19 protein-coding genes are annotated in these 17,978 nt (G+C 62.0%); 11 read left to right on the top strand and 8 right to left on the bottom strand.

The genetic code is table 11. The features are described 5' to 3' along the window. Nucleotides 1-256: 256 nt before the first annotated feature. The 4 genes from VA613_RS09560 to VA613_RS09545 form a co-directional block, all read right to left on the bottom strand. Entirely contained in the window at nucleotides 257-3,397 is a 3,141-nt protein-coding gene (locus VA613_RS09560) for an efflux RND transporter permease subunit (RefSeq protein WP_296657397.1), read from the bottom strand. Continuing rightward, the gene (locus VA613_RS09555; protein ID WP_296657400.1) at nucleotides 3,394-4,884 is read right to left on the bottom strand and encodes an efflux RND transporter periplasmic adaptor subunit; all 1,491 of its coding nucleotides are present in this window, start codon (nucleotides 4,882-4,884) and stop codon (nucleotides 3,394-3,396) included. The genes VA613_RS09560 and VA613_RS09555 overlap by 4 nt, the downstream gene beginning before the upstream one ends. Beyond that, nucleotides 4,881-6,170 carry a TolC family protein gene (locus VA613_RS09550; protein ID WP_296657404.1) on the bottom strand — a complete coding sequence of 430 codons (1,290 nt, stop codon included), beginning with the start codon at nucleotides 6,168-6,170 and terminating at the stop codon, nucleotides 4,881-4,883. The genes VA613_RS09555 and VA613_RS09550 overlap by 4 nt, the downstream gene beginning before the upstream one ends. Nucleotides 6,171-6,287: 117 nt before the next feature. Then, nucleotides 6,288-6,527, bottom strand: coding sequence for a hypothetical protein (locus VA613_RS09545; RefSeq protein ID WP_296657407.1), 240 nt, complete (start codon nucleotides 6,525-6,527; stop codon nucleotides 6,288-6,290). Nucleotides 6,528-6,812: 285 nt separating this feature from the next. Between VA613_RS09545 and VA613_RS09540 the strand changes: the two genes are divergently transcribed. The 11 genes from VA613_RS09540 (at nucleotide 6,813) to VA613_RS09490 (ending at nucleotide 14,392) form a co-directional block, all read left to right on the top strand. Beyond that, on the top strand, nucleotides 6,813-7,253 hold the full coding sequence (locus VA613_RS09540) for a DUF411 domain-containing protein (RefSeq protein ID WP_324778812.1): 441 nt from the start codon (nucleotides 6,813-6,815) through the stop codon (nucleotides 7,251-7,253). Nucleotides 7,254-7,281: 28 nt separating this feature from the next. Then, nucleotides 7,282-7,728, top strand: a complete 447-nt coding sequence (locus VA613_RS09535) for a hypothetical protein (RefSeq protein ID WP_296657409.1) — start codon at nucleotides 7,282-7,284, stop codon at nucleotides 7,726-7,728. A gap of 63 nt (nucleotides 7,729-7,791) precedes the next feature. Further along, a complete protein-coding gene (locus tag VA613_RS09530; protein ID WP_296657411.1) occupies nucleotides 7,792-8,019 on the top strand; it encodes a thioredoxin domain-containing protein in 228 nt (75 codons plus the stop codon). Nucleotides 8,020-8,046: 27 nt separating this feature from the next. Then, complete coding sequence (locus VA613_RS09525; RefSeq protein WP_324778811.1) at nucleotides 8,047-8,418, top strand: c-type cytochrome; 372 nt, start codon at nucleotides 8,047-8,049, stop codon at nucleotides 8,416-8,418. Further along, nucleotides 8,415-9,398, top strand: coding sequence for a YncE family protein (locus VA613_RS09520; protein ID WP_296657417.1), 984 nt, complete (start codon nucleotides 8,415-8,417; stop codon nucleotides 9,396-9,398). The genes VA613_RS09525 and VA613_RS09520 overlap by 4 nt, the downstream gene beginning before the upstream one ends. A gap of 81 nt (nucleotides 9,399-9,479) precedes the next feature. Further along, nucleotides 9,480-10,217: a Spy/CpxP family protein refolding chaperone gene (locus tag VA613_RS09515; protein ID WP_296657420.1), complete on the top strand. Its 738-nt coding sequence runs from the start codon at nucleotides 9,480-9,482 to the stop codon at nucleotides 10,215-10,217. 97 nt (nucleotides 10,218-10,314) lie between these two features. Next, entirely contained in the window at nucleotides 10,315-10,554 is a 240-nt protein-coding gene (locus tag VA613_RS09510) for an SHOCT domain-containing protein (protein ID WP_296657422.1), read from the top strand. Between the two features lie 17 nt (nucleotides 10,555-10,571). Then, nucleotides 10,572-11,258: a Spy/CpxP family protein refolding chaperone gene (locus VA613_RS09505; protein WP_324778810.1), complete on the top strand. Its 687-nt coding sequence runs from the start codon at nucleotides 10,572-10,574 to the stop codon at nucleotides 11,256-11,258. A 95-nt stretch (nucleotides 11,259-11,353) separates the two neighbouring features. Next, complete coding sequence (locus tag VA613_RS09500; protein ID WP_324778809.1) at nucleotides 11,354-11,743, top strand: hypothetical protein; 390 nt, start codon at nucleotides 11,354-11,356, stop codon at nucleotides 11,741-11,743. A gap of 53 nt (nucleotides 11,744-11,796) precedes the next feature. Continuing rightward, nucleotides 11,797-13,926: a copper-translocating P-type ATPase gene (locus tag VA613_RS09495; protein WP_296657433.1), complete on the top strand. Its 2,130-nt coding sequence runs from the start codon at nucleotides 11,797-11,799 to the stop codon at nucleotides 13,924-13,926. Next, the gene (locus tag VA613_RS09490; RefSeq protein ID WP_296657435.1) at nucleotides 13,910-14,392 is read left to right on the top strand and encodes a YHS domain-containing protein; all 483 of its coding nucleotides are present in this window, start codon (nucleotides 13,910-13,912) and stop codon (nucleotides 14,390-14,392) included. Before VA613_RS09495 ends, VA613_RS09490 begins: the two co-directional genes overlap by 17 nt. 358 nt (nucleotides 14,393-14,750) lie before the next feature. On the opposite strand, the gene VA613_RS09485 is transcribed toward VA613_RS09490, so the two are convergent. Genes VA613_RS09485 through trbF form a run of 4 tightly spaced genes read right to left on the bottom strand, consistent with a single transcriptional unit; the run spans nucleotide 14,751 to nucleotide 17,969 of the window. Further along, nucleotides 14,751-14,978 (bottom strand): DUF2274 domain-containing protein, encoded by a 228-nt coding sequence (locus tag VA613_RS09485; RefSeq protein ID WP_296657440.1) that lies wholly within the window; start codon nucleotides 14,976-14,978, stop codon nucleotides 14,751-14,753. Next, the gene (locus tag VA613_RS09480) at nucleotides 14,975-16,249 is read right to left on the bottom strand and encodes a TrbI/VirB10 family protein (RefSeq protein WP_296657442.1); all 1,275 of its coding nucleotides are present in this window, start codon (nucleotides 16,247-16,249) and stop codon (nucleotides 14,975-14,977) included. Before VA613_RS09480 ends, VA613_RS09485 begins: the two co-directional genes overlap by 4 nt. 2 nt (nucleotides 16,250-16,251) lie before the next feature. Next, nucleotides 16,252-17,265, bottom strand: a complete 1,014-nt coding sequence (gene trbG, locus VA613_RS09475) for a P-type conjugative transfer protein TrbG (protein ID WP_296657446.1) — start codon at nucleotides 17,263-17,265, stop codon at nucleotides 16,252-16,254. Next, complete coding sequence (trbF, locus tag VA613_RS09470; RefSeq protein ID WP_296657449.1) at nucleotides 17,262-17,969, bottom strand: conjugal transfer protein TrbF; 708 nt, start codon at nucleotides 17,967-17,969, stop codon at nucleotides 17,262-17,264. The genes trbG and trbF overlap by 4 nt, the downstream gene beginning before the upstream one ends. Nucleotides 17,970-17,978 lie beyond the last annotated feature (9 nt).

Raw genomic sequence — 17,978 nt, 5'->3', positions numbered from 1 at the left:
GGCAACACGTTCTAAGCACTAATCAATGGCCTCTGGATCGCCACGTCACTTCGCTCCTCGCGATAACCGAATAAATCAGCGTCTCCCTAAGGAAGCCCTGAATAAGTCGTCACCCCGGCGGTGCGTGGTTGTTACAGCTTTAGCTGTTTACAACCACTGCCTACCCTTTATGGGTGAAGGCCGGGTTCCAGTTGTTTGATTTGACTGGATTCCGGCGTACGCCGGAATGACGATTACGGACTTTTTCAGGGGCACGCTAAGGAAATACAGATTTGTTCGCAAAGTTGCGGCGCCGCATCAGCCGGTACGCAGCCGGAATCACGAAAAGGGACAGCAGTGGCGCAGTAATCATGCCGCCCACCATGGGCGCGGCGATGCGGCTCATGATTTCGCTGCCGGTGCCGCTGCCCATCAAAATTGGCATGAGGCCGGCAATGATGACCGCCACCGTCATGGCCTTGGGCCGCACGCGCAGGACAGCCCCCTCGCGGATGGCGTCGATCAGGGTCGCCTCGGTCTCGTTGCCGTCGGTGATTCGCCTGTGCCAGGCCTGCTTCAGGTACAGCAGCATGATCACGCCGAACTCGGCCGATACGCCGGCCAGCGCAATGAACCCGACGCCGGTGGCGACCGACAGGTTGTAGCCGAGCAGGTACAGGAACCACACCCCGCCGGTGAGCGCGAAGGGCAGCGTGACCATGATGAGCAAGGCTTCGTCGAAGCGCCTGAAGGTGAGATACAGCAGCACGAAGATGATGAGCAGCGTGGCCGGCACGACCAGCTCCAGCCGCGCATTGGCCCGTTCCATGAACTCAAACTGCCCCGAATAGGCCAGGCTCATGCCGGGTTCGAGCTTGACCGCGCGCGCCACGGCGGCACGCAGGTCCGCCACCACCGAAGCCAGGTCGCGGCCGCGCACATCCACATACACCCAGCCCGAGGGGCGGGCGTTCTCGCTCTTGAGCATGGGCGGGCCATCCGACACTGCGACCCGCGCCACCATGCCCAGCGTGATCTGGCTGCCCAGCGGGGTCACGATCGGGAGCTGCGACAGCCGCTCGACGGTATCGCGCCATTCGCGCGGGTAACGCAGGTTGATGGGGTAGCGCGCCAGCCCCTCGACCGTCTCGCCGATGTTCTCGCCGCCGACGAGCCCGGACACGACCGCTTGCACGTCGGCGATGTTGAGGCCGTAGCGGGCGGCCGCAGCGCGATCGATATCGACATCGACGTAGCGGCCGCCGGTGAGCCGCTCGGCCAGCGCGGATGAGACGCCGGGTACCGTCTTGGCAACCTGTTCGACCTGCTGCGCGATACGGTCGATGTCCGCCAGATTGCTGCCCGAGATCTTGACGCCGATCGGGCTCTTGATGCCGGTGGCGAGCATGTCGATGCGGTTGCGGATGGGCGGAATCCAGATGTTGGCGAGCCCGGGCACCTTGACCGCGCGATCCAGTTCCTCGACCAGCTTGTCCGGGGTCATGCCCGGCCGCCATTGATCGCGCGGCTTGAACTGGATCGTGGTCTCGAACATCTCCAGCGGCGCCGGGTCGGTGGCGGTTTCGGCGCGGCCGGCCTTGCCGAAGACATGCGCCACTTCGGGCACGGTCTTGATCAGGCGGTCCGTCTGCTGCAACAGTTCGCTGGCTTTCTGCGCCGACAGCCCCGGCAATGCCGACGGCATATAGAGCAGATCGCCTTCGTCCAGCGGCGGCAGAAATTCGCCGCCGAGCCGGCTGATCGGCCACGCCGCGGTGATGAACAGCAACGCGGCCACCGCGAGCGTCGTCTTCGGCCGCGCCAGCACCGCATCCAGCAGCGGCCGATAGGCGCCGATGAGCCAGCGATTGAGCGGATTACGCGCTTCATCCGGGACCTTGCCGCGTATCCAGTAACCCATCAGCACGGGAATCAGCGTCACCGACAAACCAGCGGCCGCGGCCATGGAATAGGTCTTGGTGATCGCGAGGGGACCGAACAGCCGGCCCTCCTGCGCTTCCAGCATGAACACCGGCACGAAGGAAATGGTGATGATCAGAAGCGAGAAGAACAGTGCGGGGCCGACCTCGACGGCGGACTCGGTCATGACCCGCCAGTGCGCTTCGCCCTGGAGAGACTGGCCGGGATGTTCTCGCTTCCACGCCTCGACATGCTTGTGGGCGTTTTCGATCATGACGATGGCCGCATCCACCATCGCGCCGATGGCGATCGCGATGCCGCCCAGCGACATGATGTTCGCGTTCACGCCCTGGTAGCGCATGGCGATGAACGCCGTCAGCACGCCCAGCGGCAACGAGACGATGGCCACCAGCGACGAGCGCACATGCCACAGGAACAGCGCGCATACCAGCGCGACGACGATGAATTCTTCGATGAGTTTGTGGCTGAGGTTTTCCACCGCGCGGTCGATCAGCTTGCTGCGGTCGTAGGTCGTGACGATTTCCACGCCCTTCGGCAGGCTGGCCTTGAGCTGTTCCAGCTTGGCGTGCACCGCCGCGAGGGTTTCGCGCGCATTCTTGCCGCTGCGCAGAATGACCACGCCGCCCACCGTTTCGCCCTGGCCATCCAGCTCCGCGATGCCGCGCCGCATTTCCGGCCCCAGTTGGATGGTCGCCACGTCGCCGAGCAGGACCGGCACGCCGTTCGCCAGCCTGAGCGGGATGGCCCGGAAGTCGGCGAGCGATTTGAGGTAGCCGCTGGCGCGCACCATCAGCTCGGCTTCGCCGAGCGTCAGCACCGACCCGCCGCTCTCCTGATTCGCCTTGCCGATGGCGTCCTTTACTTCGGCTTGCGTGATGCCGAAGGCGGCAAGCTTCACCGGATCGAGCACGACCTGATACTGCTTGACCATGCCGCCCACCGTGGCCACTTCGGCCACGTTCGGCAGGGCCTTGAGCTCGAATTTCAGGAACCAGTCCTGCAAGGCGCGCAGCTGTGCCAGATCATGGCGCCCGGTCTTGTCGACGAGCGCGTATTCGTAGATCCACCCCACGCCGGTGGCGTCCGGGCCCAGGCTCGAGCGGGCCGTGGCCGGCAAGCGCGACTGGATCTGGTTGAGGTATTCCAGCACGCGCGAACGCGCCCAGTACAGGTCGGTACCGTCCTCGAACAGCACATAGACGAAGCTGTCGCCGAAGAAGGAGAAACCGCGCACCGTCTTGGCTCCCGGCACCGACAGCATGGTGGTGGCCAGCGGGTAGGTGACCTGGTTCTCCACGATCTGCGGCGCCTGGCCGGGATAACTGGTGCGGATGATGACCTGCACGTCGGAGAGATCGGGCAAGGCATCGACCGGCGTCGTCTTGACCGACCAGATTCCCCAGGCGGTGAGGAACAGCGTGCCCAGCAGCACCAGAATGCGATTGGCAACCGACCAGCGAATCAGCTTGGCGATCATTGCCCGCCTCCTGCCCGCTCGATGCGTTCGACGACCAGCCCGTCGTCGGTCTGGCGCACGCCGACGCGCACCCGATCCCCCACCTTCAGACCCTTGGCGAGTTGGGGATTGGCAAGCGGGAACGCCATGGTCATGCCGGGCATCGATAGCGTCTTGAAGGGGCCGTGCGCGAGCGTCACGCTCGTGCCGGACAATTCCTTGATGACGGCATCGGCTTCGTGTAGCGCAACCGGTGCCGGCATCGCTTCGGCCGACTCGGAAGTGCTTGAGATAATCCCCTGCAGACTCGCTTCTGAATCAATCAGAAACTGGCCGCTGGCGACGATTTTCTGGCCTTCGCCGAGACCGGACACAATCACCGTGTCGGTACCGGACTCGGGGCCAAGGACGACCTCGACCGGGCGATAGCGTCCTTCTGCTTCGGCCACGATGACCAGCGCGCGGCGTCCGGTGCGGATCACCGCTTCGGTCGGCACTAGCAGCGCCGATTCGCCGACCGCTCCTTTGAGGCTGACCTGGGCCGTCAAGCCCGGCCGCAGGCGTCCGTCCTTGTTGGGTAGTTCAACCCGAACCCTGAGCGCACGCGCGGCATCGTTCAATGTCGGCAATAACGCAGTGACACGACCCTGTACCGGCTTGCCCGGAAAGGCGGCAAATTTTGCTTCGGCGGATTGCCCGATCAGAACGGCCCCGGCCTGGGCTTCCGGCACCGACACATCGAGCCACACCGTGCTGATGCCGTTGACGCGTGCCAGCGTCTGTCCCGCCATCAGCGTCATGCCGGGGCGCACGTCGAGCGTCTGGATCACGCCGGCACGCGGGGCGGTGATCGATATGCGATTTCTGACCTTGCCGGTTTGAACCACTGCCCGTATCAGACTTTCGGGCATGCCGCCCAGCAGCATTCGCTCGCGCGCCGCATCTTCCAGCGGCGCGTCGCCCACGGCCTTGAGCGCCAGATACTCCTGTTGCAACGCAGCCCATTCCGGCACCAGCAGTTCGGCGATGAAGGCACCGGATCCGACCACATCATTGGGTGCCAGTCTGGCCACGCGTTCCACGAATCCACCTGTGCGCGCTTGCACGATGGCAATATCGCGCTCGTTGAAGTTGACAATTCCGGTCGCCACCACGTTCAAATCCAGCGGGGCGCGCGTGACCGTGGCCAGGCGAACGCCAAGGTTCTGCGCCACACCCGGATCGATCTTCACGGTCGAGGCATCGCCGCCTTCGTCGGCATATTTCGGCACTAGTTGCATGTCCATGAAGGGCGACTTGCCGGGCTTGTCGAATTTTTGCGTGGGAACCATCGGGTCGTACCAGTACAGCACGCTGCGGCCGTCTTTCGCTGCGGTGGCAGGCATAACCTTCTCGTCCGCCGGCACATGGTTTCTTTCCCACCACAAGCCAGCCGCCGCGCCAACGGCGAGCAGCGCAATCACGGTGAAGAGAACCAGCGCTGTTTTATTAATCGTTTGGCGGCTCATTGTTTTTCTCCGGACAAAGTGGGTTCGCCATAGGCGTAATGAAGGCGGGCAGCCACCTCCTTGCGCTCGCCTTCGAGCGCGATGGCCATGAGTTCGGCATCAATGCGTTCGCGCCGCGCCATCACCAGATTGACGAGTTCGCCTTTGCCACCGCGCCAGTCAGCCAAAGCCAGATTCACTTTCTCGCCGGCCAGCGGCAGCAACACCTCGCGCTGTCGCCTGACGGCCTTGTCGAGGCGCTGGTACTCGGCAAAATCCGCTTCCAGCATCGACGCATGTTCGCGCATCACCGCTTCGCGTTCGGCGTCGAGTCCTTCTCGTTCGGCAAGCCTGGCAGCAATTTTCGGGTCCTGCCGGGTGGCGGCAAACACCGGCAGATCAAAACTCACCTGCACAGTGGCCATGTCGCCGAATTGCGCGCCGCGCTTCTGGTACGCCAGCTCCAGCGCCCAGTCCGGCTTCTTGTCCGCGCGAGCTTCGGCTACTTCGGCGTCCAGCACTTGTGCCTTGGGATCAAATATCGCCAGTTCCGGATGCCGGTGCAGCGCATGGGCCAGCGCATCATGGGCGATTGGCCAGTCGGGCGCGGCGCCCTCCAGTGGCGCATCCGCGCGTGGGCCTACCCAGCGTTTGAGCGCAGCGATGGATTGCTGGCGGCGCGCGACGAGTTCATCTCGCCGCGCGTCGATCATTGCAGCCTCCTGGCGCGCAGACACTGCCTCCATCGCACTGCCCTTGCCCCCGGCTATGCGTGCACGCACCGCAGCATCGAACAGGCGGTTCTCGCCGTACAGCCCATCGATGAACGCGAGCTGGTGTTCGACCGTATCGCGCGCAATCCATGCTGCCGCCGTTTCCCGCAACACGGTGAGGCGGGTAATGCGGATTTGCGCTTCGCTCAGCGCAATCCGCCCACGCGCAACTTCAACGCGTGCGCCGCGCTTGGCATTATTGGGAAATTCCTGCATGACGCCGATGCGTTGCATGGTCATCGGTTCGCTGGACAGGCTGAAACGATCAACGCCCTCGACGGGTACGTTATCGAGCCCCAAGGTCAGTTTGGGATCGGGCAACTCGCCAGCTGGAATGGCCGCTTGCCGGGCAGCATCGACCTGCGCTGATTCTGCCCGGAGCGTGGGTGTTTCCCGCACGGCCAACGCCAGTGCGGCATTGAAAGAGAGCGGCTCGGCGAACGCCGTGCTGACGAGGCTCGCCAGCCCCAGCAGCGTAGTCACGCAGCACAACGGGAACCGACTCAAGCGGTCGGCTGATTGGGAAATACGCATGTTTCCAACTCCTTACGCGACAGCGCACATCAAGCAGGCCAAATCAGGCTTGATGGCGCCAGATATCCGCACTGACGTCTGATCAAACAGACGCAGCGCAGCACTCGGCACAAGAAATCAGAGTTGGGTGGGTGGCCGCCAGGTGGCGGCAGGATCAAAGGAAAACGTGATGTCCGCAAAGCGCGGGAAACGAACGGAAGACGCTGGGTTCTGGGGTAAAACTCCCTGTTCCATAATCGGGAAAAACTGTCCCATCGATTGGCAGGGTTGGGCAGGCTTGCAGGGCTTACCGGTTTTTGCAGCGGTTTTTGCGTCGTTGCAGCAATCGTGCATTGCACCCGCATCCGTCATATTCATCGTGGCGGACTCCATCGGACAATGCCTCTTGGGAAGCGCCAAGTTCGCGTATCCCTGAATGGGAAGCGCAACAGAAAGCAAAATGAATAGAAATGTCCGAATTAGGCGCATGGCTGAAATCTAATGTGAACCGCTCTGCCACGCAAGCAATATTTGGTCCGTTGGTAAGAATCTATTATTAAGCCATGCGACATGACGCGAGGGTGACAAATTTGTAATCCGTAAGTCAGGCTGGTGTAGGCAACCGTCTTCCATACTGCAGTCATTCTCAGGCAAGGGGTCCGTGTGAAGACTGCATTTCTCCAATTCCTTCTGATCGGGAGCTTCGCGACCTCGGCGCTGGCTGCCTCCGAGGCCCCCATAGTGGATGTTTACAAGAGCCCCTCGTGCGGCTGTTGCGGCAAATGGGTGGACCACATGAGAGCCAACGGATTCACCGTACGCAGCCACGACACCAACGACGTAGTGCAGCAGAAATACCGGCTCGGCGTGCCGTATGGCTACGGTTCTTGCCACACTGCCGAGGTCAACGGCTATCTGGTGGAAGGCCACGTACCGGCCAGGGACGTCAGGCGCCTGCTGAAAGAAAAGCCCACGGCCCGCGGCTTGGTGGTGCCCGCCATGCCCATGGGTTCGCCTGGCATGGAGCAGGGCAACCGCAAGGATCACTACGACGTTCTGCTCGTAAACCTGGATGGCACCACCCAGACCTATACCCGTTACTGAACCCGCCGTGACATGCAGGAGATCGATCGTGAAACCTGTCCTGAACATGCTGCTGACATCGACCGTGGCGATGGTGACCACCGCCATGGCCGGGCAGCTATCCATGCCCCCAAGCTTCACCGTTCAGTCGGATCCCGAGACGGTACTGCGGGCCTATCCACTTGGCCTCATCACCAAACAGGCTGCCTTCAGCCACCACGGCAAGGCGATCCATACCGTGATCCTGCCCAACGGCAAGGAAGGCTGGGTGTACGAGGTGGGGATCAAAGACGCCCGGACTTACGAGCACCCGACAAAGCAAAAGCACACCGTCTATGAAACCGAGCCGGGGAATGGTGTGCGCACCTATACCCTGGAGTTCGACAGCAAGGGGGTGGTCATCGACGTGCTTTACAACGAGCAAGGACGACAAGACGGCCTCACTGCCCTGCAGGTCCAGCGCAGGTTTCGCGGCGAGGCGCCAGTCAAGCATTGACGGGCTCGGTATCGAGAAATTCGGCGTGTTCAGCTCGAAGTTTGCATGAAGGAGGAGATTTTCATGGACGTCAAGATTGTTGCGACCAAGAGTTGCAGTCACCGCCTGAGTTTGCAGCACGAACTCGATGAGCTGGGCATTCCATTCGAGGTGCTGTTTGTCGAGGAGCACCCTGGCGTGGTCGTAACCCACAGCATTCGACATTCGCCGAACCTCCTCGTGAACGACGAGGTCGTTTTTCGGGGGCAACCCACACCACTTGAATTACGGCAATTCTTCAACAGGGTCTGATCGGTCGATCACCAAGGAGGCTGGGCGATGCGAGATTCCATGGATAAGGTCCGCCACTGTCTGATTTGCGCAGCACTTGTCAGTCTTTCAGCAACCGCCAGCGATCTTCACCATGGTCAACTGGTCTACAACGGAACGTGCATCGCCTGCCATGGCAGCGATGGGACCGGAGGTCTCCCAGGCGTCCCGGACTTGACCGGAAAAACCGGGCTTCTATCGCAAGACGATGCAATCCTTCTCGGGCGGATGGCTGACGGTTTCCAGACGCCCGGCTCATCCATGGTCATGCCTCCAAAGGGCGGTAATCCCGCCTTGACCGACGCGGATTTGAAGGCCGTCCTGAAGTACATGCGTCATGAGTTTCAGCAAGACCCGCAAACAAGGAGAAAGACCCAATGAACGCAAAGAAACTTGTTCTGGCGCTGCTGTGTCTTGGTTGCGGGACATTCGCCATGGCCGCGCCGACTGCCTACATTCCATTAGGCTCGGCCAATCAAGTGATCGCCGTTGATGCGGCAAACGACAAGATCATCCGCAGCTATTCCGGGGTGGAGAATCCGCATGGGCTGGTGGCGACGCCCGACGGCGACTATCTGGTGGCGGGAAGCCTGAAGGAGACCCCGGTCCCCGCAGGCGCGCCATCGGATACGCCCAACAGCAAACTGTATGTGATTCATCCCGAGCACGGCCATGTCATGGCCGAGATTCCGGTGTCTGGTTGGACTCACCATGAAGCCGTGACGCCTGACGGCAAATATGTGATTTCCACGCATCCGACGCGCGGTGGAATCAGCGTCGTCGACGTGATCAACAACAAGGTTTACAAGACCATCAAGACCGGCCCCTCGCCGAATTACACGCTGGTGACGAAGGACGGAAAACGCGCCTATGTGAGCAACAGCGGCAACGGAACGCTCAGCGAGATCGACCTCAGCAAGTGGGAGGTGACTCGTTCACTTGAAGCCGGGCCGACGCCGGAGCATCTGGTCTTTTCCCCCGACGAAAAAACGATCTACGTCTCCAACGACCGTGCCGGTACGGTTTCCGTTGTGTCGGTCAAGGAAGGCAAAGTCGAGGCGACCTACAAGATCGGGAAGCGAGTACACGGTTTGGACATCGGTGACGACGGAAAAACGCTTTTCATCAGCAGCCGCTCGGATGACAAGCTGGTGGCCCTCGACACCCAAACCGGCGAACAGCGCGTCCTGACGCTTTCTCCTGAGCCCTACCATCTCGACAAGATTCCGGGAACCGGAAAAGTGTATGTCTCCAGCGGCAAGGCGCCAATCATCTGGGTGGTGGACCAGAAGACGTTCACCGTCACGGACACGATCCGGTTGCCAGCCGGAGAAGGTCACCAGATTGCGGTAATCAGGTGATATGCAGTCAGGGCGCATTCTGGCCTGCAGAGAAGTTCAGTCGTTTTTTCCAACAGCAAGTTGAATGAACAGGAGCTGTAAATGAACAAATCCATGAAAACCCTACTGGCATCTTCCATCGTTGCCTTCGCATTGATGGGAACAGCAGTGTCCGCCTCGGCGGCGGAGCCTACGATGCCCAATCAACAAATGATGATGCAAGGTCAGGCACAGGGAAGCGCCATGCCCGGTTCGATGCCAGGGTACGGGCCGCGTGGTGGTATGGGCATGATGGGAGGCGGAGGCTACGGGCCCGGGATGATGGGTGGGGGCATGGGCCCGGGCTATGGCATGGGGCCCATGGGCATGATGGGCGGAATGATGAACATGATGGGCGGGGGATGCCCCATGGGCATGATGGGGGGCGACATGGGGCCGGGCATGAGCGGATATGGCCCCGGCATGATGGGTGGCGGCATGGGCTATGGCATGGGGCCGGGCATGATGGCTGGCTGGGCCGGAGGAATGGGGCCGATGGCTACGCTCGATCTGAGCGATACGCAGACCGCCCAACTGGAGAAGATTCAGACCGAATCGATGAAGAAGCAGCGCTCGCTCATGCGTCAGATGTGGGAAGCGCAGGAAAAGCTGGGTGATTTGTTCGATGCGGAGAATCGCGACCCGGCGGCGATCGGCAAGGCCTACGGCAAACTCGCGGACGTGCAGCGCCAGGCGCTGGAAGCACGAATTGAAGCCGGGAATAAAGCCGCCGCCGTCTTGACCAAAGAGCAGAAGGCGCAAATGCGCCGTGGCTTTGGTGGGGGCATGATGGGTTACTGAGCGTATTGCAATTGGCGCAACAGAAACCCGGTTTTGCCGGTCGCACTGGCGGTCGGCAAAACCGAAAATGGTCGGATGTGAGTACAGGAGAACACCAATGATGGGCGGTTATGGCATGACAGGCGGTTTCGGATTCGGCGGGATTTTCATGATCCTGTGGTGGGTACTCATCATCGCCGGCATTGTCGTGCTGGTGAAATGGCTGGCCACATCCTTCGGGACGGGTGGCCGGAGCGGTGGTGAGAGCAAAGCGCTGGATCTCCTCAAGGAACGCTATGCGCGCGGAGAGATCGACGAACAGGAGTTTCAGAAGAGGAAGCGCGACTTGAGCCAGTAGCGAGGAAGCCCGGGGGCATGAATGCTGCGGCTGTGAAACGTGTTTTGGAGAGTAAAGGAATGAATCGTAAGAATGGATTCTGGATCGCCTTGTGGGTGATTCTCGTCGTCGTTACGGGATTCTTCGCGTTTGGCTATAGCCCCGGCGGCATGGGCTACGGGCCGTGGCATGGCTGGGGCCGTATGGGCGCATGGGGCGATGCTTATCGGGCGGACGGTGCTCAAGCCTGGTATGGCATGGGTCCCGGAATGATGGGTGGATCGGGGTATGGAATGCAGCCAGGGACAGGTGGCGGATACGGGCCATGGATGATGGGCCAGTATGGCGGTGGCATGCCATGGATGGGCGCGGGTATGGGGCCTGGCATGGCTGGAAGTTACACCATGATGCCTTGGGCTCCTCCTGACCTGACGTCTGAACAAGTGCAGAAGATTGGCCAACTGCAGACCGAGTCGGAGGCGCGCAATCGCGGCCTCATGCAGCAGGGTTGGGAAACGCAGGCCCGGCTCAATGGACTCTATACGGCAGACAAGCGGGACTGGAATGCGATTCGCACCGCTTCGCGGGCCTTGTTTGACCTGCAGCGCCAGCAAATGGATGCGATGCTCGACATGCAGCAGAAAATCGATGGCCTGCTGACCGATAGCCAGCGCCAGGAAATGGCGCGTGCCTGGCGCGGTTATGGATGGATGGGAGCAAATTAACATGCTGCCTTGGATAACCGGAACGCAGGCACATTCTCTGTGTGCCGGGACATTCTCGTTTGGCGCCATGTCAGTAGGCATGCCGGGAACACAACATGAGTGAGACTCGGGAAAAGGGACAGGCGGACAAGGGGCCATTCGACGTCTCTCGAAAAATCCCGCTCGTGCCAGTTGCCACGGAGAAACTGCAGGATGCTGTCCGTCAGCTTACCGCGCTCGATTCAATTCTTGATGCACATATCGACCGGCGCGGCCATCTACGGATTTCCTACGCGGCCTCGCATCTCGACATTCGGGATATCGAGACATTGCTCGACAAGGCCGGCATCTCACATGCATCCGGTTCCTGGTGGCGACTGAAGTCGGCGTGGTATCGCTTTCTGGATGGAAACGCCCGCGCCAACGCCCATTCCCAAGGAGGCGCATGCTGCAACCGCCCCCCTGCGGCATCCGGCAGCAGCCGCGACGCAGGCAAGATAGGATGAACAGAATGCCTAAGCAGAGGCCTATCCCGTTGGGTAGATGAGAAGGAGCCTTCATGGAAGGACAAGCCGATCATCGTCATGCACCTGGCATGGCGCATGCGCATCCTGCGCATGGCGAACATGCGGCCGGCATGCACGGCAATCCAGCAGCGCACGGCGCGCATCATGACCACCACGCCCACATGGTGGCCGATTTCAGAAAGCGCTTCTGGATTTCCCTGCTCCTCACGTTGCCGATCCTGGCCCTGTCGCCGGGCCTGTGGGGCATGCTCGGTTTGGCGGCACCGCTTGCTTTTCGCGGCGACGCCTATGTTCTGTTCGGTTTCTCCAGCATCGTGTTTTTCTATGGGGGATGGCCGTTCCTGAAGGGGTTCGGAGAAGAACTCAGGAAGCGCCAGCCCGGCATGATGACGCTGATCGCGGTGGCGATCAGTGCCGCGTACTTTTACTCCAGCGCCGTCACCTTCGGCCTGTCCGGCATGGGCTTCTACTGGGAGCTGGCCACCCTGATCGACATCATGCTGCTTGGCCACTGGATCGAGATGAAGTCGGTACTGGGGGCTTCCGGCGCACTCGAGGCGCTGGTGCGGCTGCTGCCATCCGAGGCGCACCGCCTGCAAGCGGATGGAAACACAGAGGATGTTTCAGTCGACGACATCACGCCCGGCGACAGGCTCTTGGTGAAGCCGGGCGAACGGGTGCCGACCGACGGCATCATCATTTCTGGCCAGACCAGTCTGGACGAATCCATGCTCACCGGGGAATCGAAACCGGTGGAAAAAGGCGAGGGAGCCGAGGCCATCGGCGGTTCAGTCAACGGCGAAGGCGCGATTACCCTAGAAGTCAAGAAAACCGGCGGGCAGACTTATCTGGCACAGGTGATGGACATGGTGAGTCGGGCTCAGGAGTCGCGCTCGCGTACTCAGGACCTGGCCAATCGTGCCGCGGTGTGGTTGACCGCCATCGCCCTCGGTGGCGGCTTCGCCACGCTGTTCGTGTGGCTGGCGCTGGGACGGGATTTCGCTTTTGCCATGGAACGCGCCGTCACCGTGATGGTGATCGCCTGCCCCCATGCTCTTGGACTCGCCGTGCCGCTCGTCGTCGCGGTGAGCACCAGCATGGCCGCATCCCACGGCTTGCTTATCCGCGACCGTGCGGCGTTCGAGCGGGCCCGCAATCTGGGCGCCGTGGTGTTCGACAAGACCGGCACCTTGACCGAAGGGCGTTTCGGGGTAAGCGACATCGTGCCGCTGGGCACTCTGGACGAGGCCGCCTGCCTGCGCTTGGCGGCCGCACTGGAGAACCAGTCGGAGCACCCCATTGCAACGGGTATCGTGCGCATGGCGAAGGAGCGTCAGGTGGAGTGGCCGCAGGCGGACAATTTCACCAACCTGACGGGCCGGGGTGCGCAAGCCACGGTCGAAGGCCGGGACGTGAAAGTGGTGAGCCCCGGCTATCTGCGGGAACAAGGCATCCGGGTGGCACATCCCAGGCTGGAGGCATTGGCCGCCGAGGGCAAGACCACCATCTTCCTGCTGGTAGACGGCGCTGCCGCCGCCGTGTTTGGCCTGGCCGACGTGGTGCGTCCGGAATCGAAAGCCGCCATTGCGCAACTCAAGGCCATGGGCATCCAATGCATGATGCTCACCGGCGATTCGCAAGCTGTGGCGCAAACGGTTTCGAAGCAGCTGGGCCTGGACGATTTCTTCGCCGAAGTGCTGCCGGAACAGAAGGCGCTGAAAATCCGCGAAGTGAAGGCGCGCGGCCTCACCGTGGCGATGGTCGGTGACGGCGTGAACGATGCGCCGGCGCTGGTGGAATCGGATCTCGGCGTTGCGATCGGCGCGGGCACCGATGTGGCCATCGAGGCGGCCGACATCGTGCTGGTGAGCAACAATCCGCAGGATGTCGCGGCGATTCTCGGGCTCTCGCGCAAAACCTACGGCAAGATGATCCAGAACCTGATCTGGGCCACCGGTTACAACACCTTTGCAATCCCGCTTGCAGCCGGGGTCGCGGCCTATTGGGGGCTGCTGATGACCCCGGCAGTGGGGGCGGTGTTCATGTCGGCCAGCACGGTCATCGTGGCGATCAATGCCAAGCTGCTGGGGCGCGGCGGCATGGTCCCTTCCGTAGCGGAGCATGACGGATACACAGGAGGACAGCATGGACGACACCATTGAAGACCCTGTCTGCGGTATGCAAGTCAGCCGGGATTCCTTTGCCATGGAGCATTTGGGCATCCATTACGCCTTCTGCTCGCAGCAGTGTCAGGATCGGTTCAAGGCGAACCCGCATCTTTATATCGGTGTTCCAGGCAAGCAGGCACCCAAACAGAAGGGCCTTGAAGTCATCAAGCAACGGCGTTTCCGCCTGGAACAGCCGTTGACCGATGAGGAGGTGGCCATCCTTGCCAAAGAGTTGGGTGCTATGATGGGCATCCAGTCCATGGAAGTTACTGGCGACACCCTTTCCATCACCTATGACTTGTTGCAGGCGACCGCCGAACAGATTGAAGCGCGCATCGGAGAAGTCGGGGGGCTGCTCGGAACAGGATGGGCAGAGCGTTTGCAGCGCGGCTTTGTCCATTACGTTGAGGAATGTGAGGCAGGCAATCTGGAAGTCACGCCGCATCGAGGGCATCACTAGACTGCGTTGTGTGCCGACGTCTTGGCCCTAACACCAACTGTAGGCAGGGAGACTCGGTACGAAGATTGTCTGCGTCAAAGCAGGGAGGCAGGAGTCGGCCCGTCCACCCTAGAGCCAGAAGGCTGAAGTGGACTACCCCGGGTTCAGTAGGCATTCCGGGCCTATGCATCGCCTCGAAAGCCAGCAGACTTTGATCTGCTCTATACATGTTTTCTCCATCAGCCGGGCAGTTGCTGGCTGCGTCGCAACGGCCGATGTAAATGCGATACTGTGATGGTGACCTTCCCGGGATCTATCGAAAACTCACCCAAGCGTAGGTGGGCGTATCCCGATCGTGCCTGTGCGGTGTCGCTGTGAATCACTCCTTCCTGGACTTCCTGAATCCCCGATCCCGCGACATGAACGCTTCAAGCATATGCGGGATCAATGTCGCAACCTCAACCGGCTCGCCATAGGTCTGAGCATGCAGCGCGGCGTAGCGCTCCAGCTCTGTCTTCAACACCACGCTCAAGATGATGGTCATCTTTACCGTCTCGGTCTTCGGCAGCGGCCCCAGCCGCAGCAGCTTGCTGGTGGACTCAGTCATTGCGACGCTCCCCTCTGGAAGAACAGCGGCTGGTACGGCCGCAGGATCAGATCCTTGTTCACCATGACCCGCACCGGGAAACCGGGCCGGATGGTGAGCGTCGGCTGGATACTCACGTTGCGTTTGGTGACTTCCTGGCCGACCTGGTTCACGGTGTCCTGCGCGCTCTGGCGAACGGCGATGGTGACGCTACCGGTGCCGCCGTTGTTGCTGGGTGCTGCCAGCTCGGCACCGACTCCAAGCAGCGTGGACAACGCCGCACCTGCAAGGATGCGATCCCAATGCCAATCGACGCCATCCTCCAGCCCGGCATAGCCCGCCGGGTCGATGCCGGGCAATCGGTCGAGCGAAATCGACGAAGTATCGGGCAGGATCAGCCGCGTCCACACTAGCAGCACGCGCCGCTGACCGAATGAAACCTGACTGTCGTAGCGGCCGATCAGCCGCGAGCCCTGCGGAATCAGCAGGAAACGACCCGTAGCCGTATCGTAGACCGCTTCCGTCACATTGGCGATGACCTGCCCCGGCAGGTCGGAATTGATCCCCGTCACCAGCGCCGCCGGAATAATGGTGCCCGCCATCACCTGGTAGGGCGAGGACGGGGGGTGCAGGCTGGCCGAATTGCCGGTGACACTGTCGCCCTCATTGGCGACGAAGGCCTGTTTATGCGCCTGCTGGTTCTGCACCGCCGTCGGATCGGCAGGCTGTGTGGATACCGCTGCCATCGGATTGAACGGCTGATTGCCCGAGACGGACTCGGGCATGGCCATACTCGCAGTGGGCGACGGTGATGCCTTCACCGCACTGCTGCTCCGAAAGAACACGGCAGCGCGTGCTGCCTCCTCGGCATCGCCTGGCTGCGCCATGTGCCCGGACTGCGCGGGATGGGTGTACCCGCCGGTGTTGGCATTGTGCTGCGCATGCACGATGGCGGGCCCCAGGTCACCCGGCAACGGCTCGCCCAATACAGGTGCTAGTTTTGGTGGGAGCGGCAGCTTGGAATAGTCCGTTGGCAACTGGTCGAGGTGATCGGTATGCGCGACGCGATCCACGTTGTACAGCTCGGTGGCGTGATTGCGATCACGTTGGTGCGGTTGCAAGGACCATAGCGTAGCCCCCAGGATGATCGCGCCCAGTGTTCCCGCGAGCACGACCAGCATGCGCCGGTTGAGCCGCGTGACCGGACGCGGCGGCGCGCGCAAACTCAAGGTGTCCGGGTCGACCTTATTCGTCCCGTCGGGTGGAGATTGTGGCGTGGCTGGCGTGCTCATGTTCAATGACTCCGCGCCGTGCTGACCACGCCATCGGTGCGCTCGATGCGCACCACAGCGGCCTTGTCCGTGCCCAGCCGCAACTCAGCCGCACCGAACAGCCGATCCACCACGTAGTAGGGAGAACGGAAGCGGTAGTTGACGAGCTGGCCATCGCCCTGCTGCCCGATCACGAACAGCGGCGGCAGCTCGCCCTGCGCGATGCCGGCGGGGAACTGGATATAGACGCGCTCGCCATCATCGAACGCACGCAGCGGTTTCCACGGCGGACTGTCGCCGGTGATCGCGTAGCGGAACCTGATCTGTTGCAGCGACAAGCCCGAGTCCACCGGCGCCGCCGCTTGGGCCATCTGCGCCCGTTTCTGTAACGCCAGCATGCGGTCCTTCGGGTAATCCCACGAGACGGAGGCCATCCACGCCTGCGGCGTCGACGACAGTTCGAGCAGGTAGGTACGGCGGTTGGTGGTGATGACCAGATTGGTCTTCAAGCCGACGCGCGTGGGCTTCACGAGTATGTTCACGCGCAGACTGGCACCTGCGCCGCTGGTCGTGTCGCCCACGATCCAGCGCACCGTGTCGCCGGCCGAAACGGTCACCAGTTCCTCGCCCTGCTGCAAGGTGATGACGGTGACACGACCGGGACTCGTATAGAGCTGATACAGCGCGCCATCGCTGTAGGGCCAGACCTGGATCGCGTTGATGTAGCCCTCTCGGCTCGGTGGCACGCGCGCTTCGTCGTTGGCGCGCGCCACATCGGCCTTCCCGTCGGGTGGTTCGGCGACCGGCTTGTCCTCGGGCGTATTACCCAAAGGTTTCAACTGCCCGGGTAGCGGCAGGGGTTTGGGTACTTCGACCACCTCGATGGGCTTGGGCGGCTCCGGCAGCGCGTGCGCCGCGATGGGGTCGTCCAGCGTGATGTCCGGCGGCGGTTTGCCGTGCGTGGCGCAGCCGGTGAGAGTTGCCAGGGTGGCACTCAGGATCAGTGGCAATAGGGAATGACGGATTGGGGTTTTCATGGATGTGGGGTTCCTTCGGTTGCGTCGTATTCACGGCTCCAGGACAGGCCGTTGACATAAATGCCCAGCGGGTTCTTGCGCAGCTGCGCTTCGGTGCGCGGCGGTTGCAGCACGATGGACAGCACAGCCGTCCAGCGCTCGGTGCCAGAGAGCGAACCATTCACATAGGTGCGCTCGATCCAGCGCACCTGGAACGACGACGGGCTGGCGCGCACCACGCTGGTGATCTCCACTGCTGTCGAGGCCTGTCCTACGCGCGCGAACGGATCGTTGCTGCGTGCATAGTCGTTCAGCGTGGCCGCGCCTGTATCCGTGGTGTAGGTGTAGGCTTCGAGCCAGTTCTGCCGCACCACGATGGGGTCGATCGACAGCGAGCGCACGTCGGTGAGGAAGCGCGCCAGGTGGTAGGCGATCTGCGCGTCGTTCGGCTTGTACGGCGTGGCCGCTTCGCCGACTGCACGCACCTGACCGCCGGTGGCCACTTCGACCACATAGGGCGTGACGATGGACTGCGCCGAACGCCACACCAGCCCGCCCGCCATCAGCAAGGCGAGCGACAGGCAGCCGAAGGCCATCAGCCGCCAGTTTTTCGCCTGCACGCGCGCACTGCCGATGCGCTGGTCCCAAACCTGCGCGGCGGCCTGATAGGGGGTGACGGGCTCGGGCGTGTCCGAGTAGCGCACCTGCGGTCGTTTGAATCGCATGGACTGATC

Origin of the sequence: Thiobacillus sp. SCUT-2 (genome assembly GCF_035621355.1) — a bacterium.
In the GTDB taxonomy this organism is placed as follows: Bacteria; Pseudomonadota; Gammaproteobacteria; order Burkholderiales; family Thiobacillaceae; genus Thiobacillus; species Thiobacillus sedimenti.
The sequence above is the reverse complement of the archived record's forward strand: the minus strand, read 5'-3'. Positions and strand labels throughout refer to the sequence as shown.

Coding starts and splice junctions, on each gene's coding strand:
- VA613_RS09560 (WP_296657397.1), bottom strand. CDS start 3,397: ATGATCGCCAAGCTGATTCGCTGGTCGGTTGCCAATCGCATTCTGGTG.
- VA613_RS09555 (WP_296657400.1), bottom strand. CDS start 4,884: ATGAGCCGCCAAACGATTAATAAAACAGCGCTGGTTCTCTTCACCGTG.
- VA613_RS09550 (WP_296657404.1), bottom strand. CDS start 6,170: ATGCGTATTTCCCAATCAGCCGACCGCTTGAGTCGGTTCCCGTTGTGC.
- VA613_RS09545 (WP_296657407.1), bottom strand. CDS start 6,527: ATGAATATGACGGATGCGGGTGCAATGCACGATTGCTGCAACGACGCA.
- VA613_RS09530 (WP_296657411.1), top strand. CDS start 7,792: ATGGACGTCAAGATTGTTGCGACCAAGAGTTGCAGTCACCGCCTGAGT.
- VA613_RS09525 (WP_324778811.1), top strand. CDS start 8,047: ATGCGAGATTCCATGGATAAGGTCCGCCACTGTCTGATTTGCGCAGCA.
- VA613_RS09520 (WP_296657417.1), top strand. CDS start 8,415: ATGAACGCAAAGAAACTTGTTCTGGCGCTGCTGTGTCTTGGTTGCGGG.
- VA613_RS09515 (WP_296657420.1), top strand. CDS start 9,480: ATGAACAAATCCATGAAAACCCTACTGGCATCTTCCATCGTTGCCTTC.
- VA613_RS09510 (WP_296657422.1), top strand. CDS start 10,315: ATGATGGGCGGTTATGGCATGACAGGCGGTTTCGGATTCGGCGGGATT.
- VA613_RS09505 (WP_324778810.1), top strand. CDS start 10,572: ATGAATGCTGCGGCTGTGAAACGTGTTTTGGAGAGTAAAGGAATGAAT.
- VA613_RS09500 (WP_324778809.1), top strand. CDS start 11,354: ATGAGTGAGACTCGGGAAAAGGGACAGGCGGACAAGGGGCCATTCGAC.
- VA613_RS09495 (WP_296657433.1), top strand. CDS start 11,797: ATGGAAGGACAAGCCGATCATCGTCATGCACCTGGCATGGCGCATGCG.
- VA613_RS09490 (WP_296657435.1), top strand. CDS start 13,910: ATGGACGACACCATTGAAGACCCTGTCTGCGGTATGCAAGTCAGCCGG.
- VA613_RS09485 (WP_296657440.1), bottom strand. CDS start 14,978: ATGACTGAGTCCACCAGCAAGCTGCTGCGGCTGGGGCCGCTGCCGAAG.
- VA613_RS09480 (WP_296657442.1), bottom strand. CDS start 16,249: ATGAGCACGCCAGCCACGCCACAATCTCCACCCGACGGGACGAATAAG.
- trbG (WP_296657446.1), bottom strand. CDS start 17,265: ATGAAAACCCCAATCCGTCATTCCCTATTGCCACTGATCCTGAGTGCC.
- trbF (WP_296657449.1), bottom strand. CDS start 17,969: ATGCGATTCAAACGACCGCAGGTGCGCTACTCGGACACGCCCGAGCCC.